2 protein-coding genes and 1 pseudogene are annotated in these 2,657 nt (G+C 52.1%); 2 read left to right on the forward strand and 1 reads right to left on the reverse strand.

Annotation, left to right across the window (positions count from 1 at the left end):
• The first annotated feature begins 137 nt into the window (after nucleotides 1–137).
• Together G7020_RS23615 and G7020_RS23620 are read left to right on the forward strand one after the other, a co-directional pair.
• Nucleotides 138–956 carry an IS4 family transposase gene (locus G7020_RS23615; RefSeq protein WP_336509746.1) on the forward strand — a complete coding sequence of 273 codons (819 nt, stop codon included), beginning with the start codon at nucleotides 138–140 and terminating at the stop codon, nucleotides 954–956.
• A gap of 83 nt (nucleotides 957–1,039) precedes the next feature.
• Nucleotides 1,040–1,188 (forward strand): annotated as a pseudogene (locus G7020_RS23620) (IS5/IS1182 family transposase); the annotation flags it as partial.
• A 132-nt stretch (nucleotides 1,189–1,320) separates the two neighbouring features.
• Here G7020_RS23620 and G7020_RS23625 read toward each other — a convergent pair.
• A complete protein-coding gene (locus G7020_RS23625; protein ID WP_181087207.1) occupies nucleotides 1,321–2,238 on the reverse strand; it encodes a helix-turn-helix domain-containing protein in 918 nt (305 codons plus the stop codon).
• Between the last annotated feature and the right edge of the window lie 419 nt (nucleotides 2,239–2,657).

The raw sequence follows: 2,657 nt of genomic DNA on the forward strand, positions 1-2,657 counted from the left end.
GCGCCTGCCCGCAGCACAGAGCGTCGAAGACTACGAAGCGCTGCTGCCGTGGAACTGCTCGCCGGCCTCTGCCTCGACTTCCTGAAAACAAACTCTGTCTGGCGGACGGGGTTTATGGAGCGCTTACGCTGTACCTACTGGATTCGACGTCCATCACCCTGAAGGGCTCAGGGTTCGATGACTGGACATTATCGGATCGCACGCGTCGAACTCAGGGGATAAAAGTTCATGTGCAGTATGCCGAGCAGGCTGCTCAGCCCGTAGATTGCCGTTTCAGCGCTGCCAATATCAACGATGTCGAGGTGGGCCAATGCCTGGATATTGAACCTCACGCGACGTACGTCTTCGACAAAGGCTATTGCGATTACAACTGGTGGGCGCGTCTGAATGAGCAGCAGGCCCGCTTCGTCACCCGTTTCAAGTACAACGCAGCACTGACCGTGCTTGAGACAAAGGCCATTGCCGCAGCCGATCAGGGCGTGATTTTGCAAGACCAACATGTCCGCTTCACTCACCGCTACCCAGGCGGTAAGCGCCTCAATGACTACAACAAGCCTTTGCGTCAGATCATTGTCCACCGCCCAGAACATGAGCGGCCGCTGATCCTGGCGACCAACGATCTGGAGAGTCCTGCGGCAAGCATTGCAGAGCTTTACCGCCGTCGCTGGCGAATCGAGCTGTTCTTCAAGTGGATCAAACAGCACCTGAAGATCAAGCGGTTCCTGGGGCGTAGTGAGAATGCGGTGCGTATCCAGATTCTCTGCGCCTTGATCAGTTACCTGTTGCTGAGCCTCCATCGGACGCTGACAGGTGAGAAGAAGAGCCTGTGGATGCACATGGTTGCGGTGCGTTCAACCTTGTTACAGCGCCCAGGGATAGAGGTTGAGTGTTATCGACAGCGACAGGCGCGAAAACAAGAAATCGAGCGACGACAGGGGCAGCTCTTTGCGGCATAAATCGTGCCGGACAGTAGTGCGCCTGCGCGGGAATGACGACTGTCTCAGAGCATCCTTACTGAATCGGCAGTACCTATTACGTACGGGTGATTACGCATCAGTTCGGTTATGTAAAGACGTGTTTCCGTGGCCTACGAAGGACATGGCATAACTGGTGACGCTGTTCGCGCCGTCGAACCTGTGGATAGTACGCAGGCATTTACTGACGAATGCAGGAGAGGTTCGCCCGTGAGTAATATGGGGCATAGCCGCCGCGAGGTGCTCGCGGTGGCTATAAACATAGAAATTAGCGGGGGGGGGCTGATCGTTTTTGCCGCTTTCAAAAATTAGCAGGGCTGAAGTCGGCCAAAAATTCGAGGCTACTTCAGGCCTTTCCAGAGGGGAGTAGTGTACGAATCCTATTTTCGGTGCGTCTTAGTTGTCCCGGAGTGATGCCGAGCTTGGTGCGCAATACTCGAGTCAAGTGCGCCTGGTCTGAAAAGCCACACAGGTAGGCGATCTCTTTAATGGCGAATTTTTCATCGTGTAGCATGCGCTTAGCTCTCTCGATACGCTGTTCAGTAATAAATGTATGTGGTGAGCAGTTAAAGGATTCACTGAATTTTCTGGAAAATGACCATGCCCCTAGCCCCACAGCATCAGCCATGTCATCTACGCGTAGAGTGCCCTGTAGGTGGGCGTCAATATACTCAAGCAAGCGCTGTTTTTGTAGAAGGGATAGACAGCCTGGAGCCTCCCTTTCTCTAAGGGTTACGTTGGCGTAATGTCGCAGAAGATGAATTGCCAGTTGGATTGAGAGAGAGTCAACATATAAGGAGCAGCCGGTTGCACGGTTCGTTGTTTCCTTGGTGATCGCATTAACGATGGATGTCAATACTTCGTCTTGTGTGTGAAGCAAATCATAAAGCCGAACATCTTCAATTGTGCGCTCCAAGACATCCATGGCCACACGTGACATAAGTGCATTTGAAATATATATGTGTGAAACGTCAATTTCTTCTGTCCAGTGCCAATGAGATGGCTGAGAGTTTGTCAGTAGAGAAATATCTCCTGGGGTGCAGTAAGCGCGTTTCCATTTGTCATCTGTACGCCTGTCCATCGGCGTGTGGCCTGTGGAGTAACTGACGATCATAAAGTGATCAATTGGTGGTAGTAGAACATCCTGTTTCATGTACCGATACGATCGTTGCTCTATGTCTTTCCACCCACGATCTTCGCTGGTACTGAGAACCTCGCCAGGTAACCACTTAATAAGATCCTTTGGTGCAATGGGCTTTTGCATGCTCGGGCTCTCTTTTTAGAATCGCTTATAGCTTCTCGCAGCGCGATGGGCTAGTACGACGTGCATTTTTATTGTAGGTGGCACGTAGCCGATGCCGCCGGGCTTTTGTGGACAAAGCTGTGGCACTTTCTTGGCCCTCGAATTACAGTCCAGCGACGGTTGCTCTGTCGACTCAACCTTCGGGGGAGAAGTGAGACTAAAGTATTGATTCATCACGCGCTGCGCCATGGAGTGGCGTACTGAGGTTAAAACCGGACCTCAGGGAAACTCTTAAAAAGCCAATTTTACGAAAGGCGGCGGCAAAAACTGAGTGCAACACCTGACCTTTCCGGTACGGTGCTGCCCCTATGTCTTATACCGAACTCAGCGTTGAAGAGCGCGCCACCATTCAAATCGGTCGTACCCAAGGCTTCAGCCTG

It is taken from the genome of Stutzerimonas stutzeri (genome assembly GCF_013522825.1).
Taxonomy (GTDB): domain Bacteria; phylum Pseudomonadota; class Gammaproteobacteria; order Pseudomonadales; family Pseudomonadaceae; genus Stutzerimonas; species Stutzerimonas stutzeri_AK.